The 5,485-nt window shown below is 65.7% G+C and carries 5 protein-coding genes and 1 other RNA gene; all 6 read right to left on the reverse strand.

Features of this window, described 5'->3' with window-relative positions; genetic code table 11:
* Positions 1-205: 205 nt before the first annotated feature.
* The gene (locus AC1D0P_RS21090; protein WP_477678538.1) at positions 206-1,831 is read right to left on the reverse strand and encodes an NAD(P)-binding protein; all 1,626 of its coding nucleotides are present in this window, start codon (positions 1,829-1,831) and stop codon (positions 206-208) included.
* Positions 1,810-3,357, reverse strand: coding sequence for a polyamine aminopropyltransferase (locus AC1D0P_RS21095; RefSeq protein WP_477678539.1), 1,548 nt, complete (start codon positions 3,355-3,357; stop codon positions 1,810-1,812). Before AC1D0P_RS21095 ends, AC1D0P_RS21090 begins: the two co-directional genes overlap by 22 nt.
* 59 nt (positions 3,358-3,416) lie before the next feature.
* Positions 3,417-3,491, reverse strand: a non-coding RNA gene (locus AC1D0P_RS21100) — sX9 sRNA.
* A gap of 59 nt (positions 3,492-3,550) precedes the next feature.
* Positions 3,551-3,772, reverse strand: a complete 222-nt coding sequence (locus AC1D0P_RS21105) for a DUF350 domain-containing protein (protein ID WP_477655915.1) — start codon at positions 3,770-3,772, stop codon at positions 3,551-3,553.
* A 57-nt stretch (positions 3,773-3,829) separates the two neighbouring features.
* The gene (locus tag AC1D0P_RS21110) at positions 3,830-5,347 is read right to left on the reverse strand and encodes a DUF4178 domain-containing protein (protein ID WP_477678540.1); all 1,518 of its coding nucleotides are present in this window, start codon (positions 5,345-5,347) and stop codon (positions 3,830-3,832) included.
* A 38-nt stretch (positions 5,348-5,385) separates the two neighbouring features.
* Positions 5,386-5,485: SHOCT domain-containing protein (locus AC1D0P_RS21115; protein ID WP_477678541.1), on the reverse strand; the 100-nt coding region annotated here is incomplete at its 5' end.

Consider the following 5,485-nt stretch of genomic DNA (forward strand, 5'->3'; position numbering starts at 1 on the left):
ATCGCGCTTGTCTGAGCGAAGCGAGTTTGCGCGAGACCCCGCCGTAGTCGAGCACCGCAGGTTGCCCGCAGCGAAGCGTAGGGACCCAGACTGCGGGTCGCCTTTTCTTTGGTGACTTTCTTTTGGCGAAGCAAAAGAAAGTTACTTGCAGCCGGGCAACCCCCGGCCAGCAGAACCAAGAGAAGACCACTCCGTCGGAAACCCCTCAAACCAATCCCAAAGACGCGCCTCTCCTATGCCCCTGAGAAAACGCCTCTTCAAACACCGAATACCCAGACAAGTCACCATGCGCAAAATGCAGCCGCCGCCAAGGCAAAGGCAAAGCGTCTTGCAAGGCCCGCAGCGCCGAACTGCTCCGCACCCCCGGTACGGGCGTACTCATAGCATGCCCGTACCGCATAACCTCCATGCGCGTGACCTTGCCAGGCAGGTCGGGATGCGGCACCGAGAGTTCGGTGAGCACACTGTCGCGCCAGTGCGTCCAGGGCCGCTCATACAGGGCCTTGCGACCAGCCGCCCCAATGCCGAAAGCGCGGTAATACGTGAGCACCGTGGCACCGGGCACGGCTTGCAGGCTCTGATGCGTGGCGTCGACGTACCCCAGGCCGGGGTTGTCGCCGTAGACCACGTTGTCCCAGCTGGGCGCGGCGCCGGGCCGGTCGTGCAGGGCTGAATCAATGTGCAGGTTGGCGACCAGCCAGGGTGAATAGCGCAGCTGGCCGGCGGCTTCGCGCAGCGCGGGCGGGGGGCTTTCCACGACGCGGGCGGCGATGAACAAGGGCAGGGCGAGGATGCAGTGCTCGGCCTGCCAGCGTTCCACGGCCTGCGTGGCCGCGTTGAAGGCGTCGACCTCCACGCCGTGCCGGCCCGCGGCGACGCGGATGACCACACGGCCGGTATGCAGGCGCTCGCCCAGCGGCGCGGCCAGTTGCCGCGTGAGCCAGCCGTTGCCTTCGGGCCAGGTCAGCACGCCGGCGTCGCGCTCGGCCGAAGGCGGCTCGCCGGGCGCCTGGAAGCCGTGGCGGCTCGCGAAATAATGGATGCCGGCCCAGGCCGAAACCGTGTCCAGGCCGGCGCCGTAGTCGTCGCGGCAGCAGTAGTCGAGGTACCAGCGCAGCGGCGCGCGCGTGAGCTGCTGCTGGTCCAGCCAGGCTTCAAAAGTCAGGCTGTCCAGCACGCGGTGCGGCGGCGGCGGTGCGCTGCCGGAAAGCGGAATCGAAAAGGGCGCGGCTTCCGCGGCCTGCCGCACCAGCCGCGCAAAGCGCTGGTAGTCGGCCAGCAGCGCGACGTCCATGTCCTGCTGGGGCAGCAGGCCCTCCTGCCACTGGCCGTTGATGAAGAGGCGCTCCTGCGGGCTGTGGCACAGGTGGCGCTCGTCATATTCCCAGCGGCCGGCCACGCGCCGGCGCAGCGACAGCTCTTCGAGAAAATCCTGCACCTCGCGTGCACCGTCGCCGGGTACCGGCAGGTAGTGCGCGCCCAGCGGACAAGGCAGGCCGCCGACCACGCCGCCGCGGCTGTTGCCGCCGGCGCTGTCCTCAAGCTCCAGCATCGCGAAATCATTCATGCCGCGCAGGCGCAGCGCGCGCGCCGCCGCGAGGCCGGCGACACCGCCGCCGGCAATCAGCACACGGGTGCGCCGGGTGACCGAAGGGGAGGGCCAGGCACGCGTTTCGCCGTTAGCGGACGGGCGCAGCGTGTGGCCGCGTTCGTGGTTCACGCCGATAAAGCCGCCGTCGATGTGCCGAGCCTCTTTGCAGCCGGCCAGCGCCAATGGCAACGCGGACGCTGCCAAAAAATCACGGCGCTTCAACGCAGCACCTTGCCCCATTCCTGCTCGTAGCTGTGCACCAGCTCCTGGTTGGAGAGCCGGTTGACGGGCGCCGGCACGCGCGCCATGTCGACCGGGAAATCAAACAGCAGCGGCAGGGTTTGCGGGTCCAGAAAACGCAGGCCGGAGGGCAGGGCGCCGGCTTGTGTCGCGGGGCTGAAAGGCCGTCGGCTGGCGACCACAAAACCCCATTCGCCGAAGCTGGGCACATTGGCATGGTAAGGCGCGGTCTTCAGGCCCACGGCCTCCAGCGTGTTCACCACCGTCCAGTAGCTGCGGCGCGCCACCAGCGGCGAGGTGGTCTGGATCACCGCATAGCCGCTGGCCGAAAGGTGGCTGTCGAGCAGCGCGTAGAACGAGTTGGTATAGAGCTTGCCGATCGAAAAATTGGTGGGGTCGGGGAAGTCGACCACGATGATGTCGAACATGTCCGCGCTCTTGWCCAGCCACTGGAAGGCGTCGGCATTCACCACCTTCACTTTGGGCGACAACAAGGCGTCGCCGTTGAGGCGCTTCAAGGCCGGCTGCTGGCTGAAGAGATCGGTCATGGCCGGGTCCAGCTCGACCAGCGTGATGCTTTCCACACCGAGGTACTTGAGGATCTCGCGCACCGCCATGCCGTCGCCGCCGCCCAGCACGGCGACTTTTTTGGGGGCGCCGTGCGCGCTCATCACCGGGTGCACCAGCGCTTCGTGGTAACGGTATTCGTCGCGCTCGGCGAACTGCAGGTTGCCGTTGAGGAACAGCCGGTGGCCGCCGCGGCCGTTGGTCACCACGATGCGCTGGTAAGGCGTGGTGGCGGTGAAGACCACGCGGTCCTGGTAAAAATGGTCTTCGGCCAGCGTGGTGATCTGGTTCGCGCCCACAAAGCCGGCGCCCAGTGCGCACAACACCGCCAGGCAGGCCATGGCGTGCGCCTTGACGTGCCGCAGCTCATGGCGGAACAGCCACAGCGCCCACAGCGCGACGGCCGCGTTCATGAGGCCAAACAGCATGCCGGTGCGGATCAGGCCCAGCTGCGGCACCAGCACCAGTGGAAACGCCAGCGACACCGCCAGCGCGCCCAGGTAGTCGAAGGTCAGCACCTGCGAGACCAGTTCCTTGAGCGCGACGTTGCGCCGCAGGATGCGCATCACCAGCGGAATCTCCAGCCCCACCAGCGTGCCCACCAGCAGCACCATGGCATACAGCAGAAAGCGGAACGCGCCGGGGACATAAGCATTCGCCAGGAACAGCACGGCCGGCAAGGCCCCACCGACCAGCGCCACCATCAACTCAATGCGCAAAAAATGGGCCGGCAGCTGCCGCTCGAAAAACCGCGACAGCCAGGACCCGATGCCCATGGCGAACAGATAGCTGCCGATGATGGTGGAAAACTGCAGCACCGAATCACCGAGCAGGTAAGAAGCCAGAGCCCCCGCCGCCAGCTCATACACCAGCCCACAGGCCGCCACGACAAAGACGCTGGCCAGCAGCGCGACCTCGAGGGGGCGCGGTGGGGTGGTGGAGGGGGTTTCAGTGTTCAAGGCAGAGCAGATGATTGCAGAGAGTAAGTGAGGCGACGCGCAGCGAGCCGATCAACGGCGGCGCACAGGGCGTAGCGAGCGGGCCGCGGGCAAGGCGGACGGAGCACAGGAACCGGAACGTACTTCAGGTACGTGAGGATTCCGAGCACCGGACCAACGCCGCCCCCGGTCCGCGCAGTAGCCCGGAACGAGCCTAGCCGTGGATGGCGGCGGCTACGATAATGCAAATGCCCAGCGCCATCGCAGCGACGACCAGCGCCAGCGCCACATTCTGCTTCTCGACAATTTCCAGCCACAAGTCATAAGGCGTGATCTTGTCGATGATGACAAAACTCAGCCAGAAGATGATCACGCCGATCAGCGCGAACAAAATCGAGCCGAGGAAAGCGGCGGGTTTAAGCCATTCAAGTCCCATGATGGTCTCCAGAAAAAGTCTGCCAGGTTGAACAGAAGAAACAAAAAGAGGCAGCCTTCATTTGTGGCCGCCCCCGCCGGAAAAACCGCCGAACGAGCCGCCGGAACTGCGCGCGCTGCTGGAGGAGGAGCAATTTTCAATCTTCGGGTCGCAGCTTGAGCAGCGGCCTATCAGAAAGAGGAACAGCAAAATCAGCAGCACCACCACGATGATGGTGCCGCAGCCCATGCCGGCGGCACCACTCAGCGGCTTGGCGTCTTCGCGCTTGAACAAATCCTTCTTGCCGTCGAGCTTGAAGGCCTTGGCGACCAGCTCGCCGTCCAGCTTGCTGCCGCTGGACCAGGTGATTTCATGGGGCGCTTCTTCCTGCGACAGCAAGGCGCTGCCGCTGCGGAAGTCCCGGTTATACGTCTTTTGCCCGCGCTGGACCTGCCAGTAGAACTCGCCGGCGACATAGCTGGTTTCGGCCTGGTAGCTGCTTTGCAGCGGGTAGTTCGTCTTGAGGTAAACGGCGCTGTTTTCGCCGGGCTTGAAGATGGGCGCGCCGGTGATGGGCTTGACCAGGCTCCAGCCGTCCTCGGCATCGACCAGAAACGTAAACCCGCGCTTCTGGTTGTAGAGCAGGTATTCGTCCCAGCCGAAATGCTCGTCCGGGTCGTCGGCCTCGTAGCCCATGCGGTGCTGGAAACCCACGACCTGCCATTGCGCGCCCGACAGCTGGCCTATGCTGCCCAGGGCGATCAATGGGCTGACGGGCTCGTCCTGGATCGCATGTTTGAGCGCGGCGCCCGTGCCCTGCGTGAGGTCGATGATGCTGTTGCAGGAGCGGCAGGTGATGCTTTTGCTGCCGGCCAGCGTGACCTCGACCGGCGCGCCGCAGTTGGGGCAGCTGAACTGCTTGCCTTTTTCGTCCTTGGCGGATTCGTCCTTCAGGCCGCTGAGCTTGAGCTCGTCCAGCAGCACGGCACGGCCCAGCGACAGCGCGGGCGTCCCGCCGCCGGCCACCATGCCGTAGTCGATGCTGAGCACATCGCCGTCGGCACTGCGCAATTCGACCATCGCAAAAGGCGCGCCCAGCGCCGGCAGGCGCGGCAGCTCGCCCTGCGCCGACAGCAGCGACACGCCCTCGTTCGACGCCACGCTGAAGGGCTTGGCGTTGATGGCGGTGGTGGCGCCGACGCGGAAGCTCTGGGCCGGCGGCACCTCGCGCTTCAGGCTGGTGGGCAGGCTGAAAACGTAAGCGCCGTTGTCTTCGCTCAGGAAGGCCGGCTTGCCGTCGTCCAGCACGGCGTACCACTCGGTCCAGGTGCCTTGCGCGTACCGATATTGCAGGCGGCCGACCAGCGTGAAGTTGCGGCCCTGCCAGACCCCCGAGGCCTGCAATTGCAGCGGGCTGAAGTCATTGAACAGCTCGGCCATCTTGCCGATGCGCGACAAGGTGTCGCCATCGCGCACGWCCGTGCTCTGGCAATAGCCGCAAACCGCGTGCGTGGACTGCGCGCTGCGAAATTCAACGGGCGCGCCGCAGCCGGGACACGGCGCGCGGTACGCGCGTTGCTGGGGCTCGGATGCCAAGATGGGCGGTCAGTGAACGATGCGCGGCAGAACCGGCATCAGACCAGCTTCTTGAGCAGCTCGGCCTTCTTGGCGTCGAACTCTTCCTGCGTGAGGATGCCCTTGGCCTTGAGTTCGCCGAGCTTCTCGAGCGTGGCC

The sequence above is a fragment of the Polaromonas sp. P1_G2 genome (assembly GCF_056405515.1).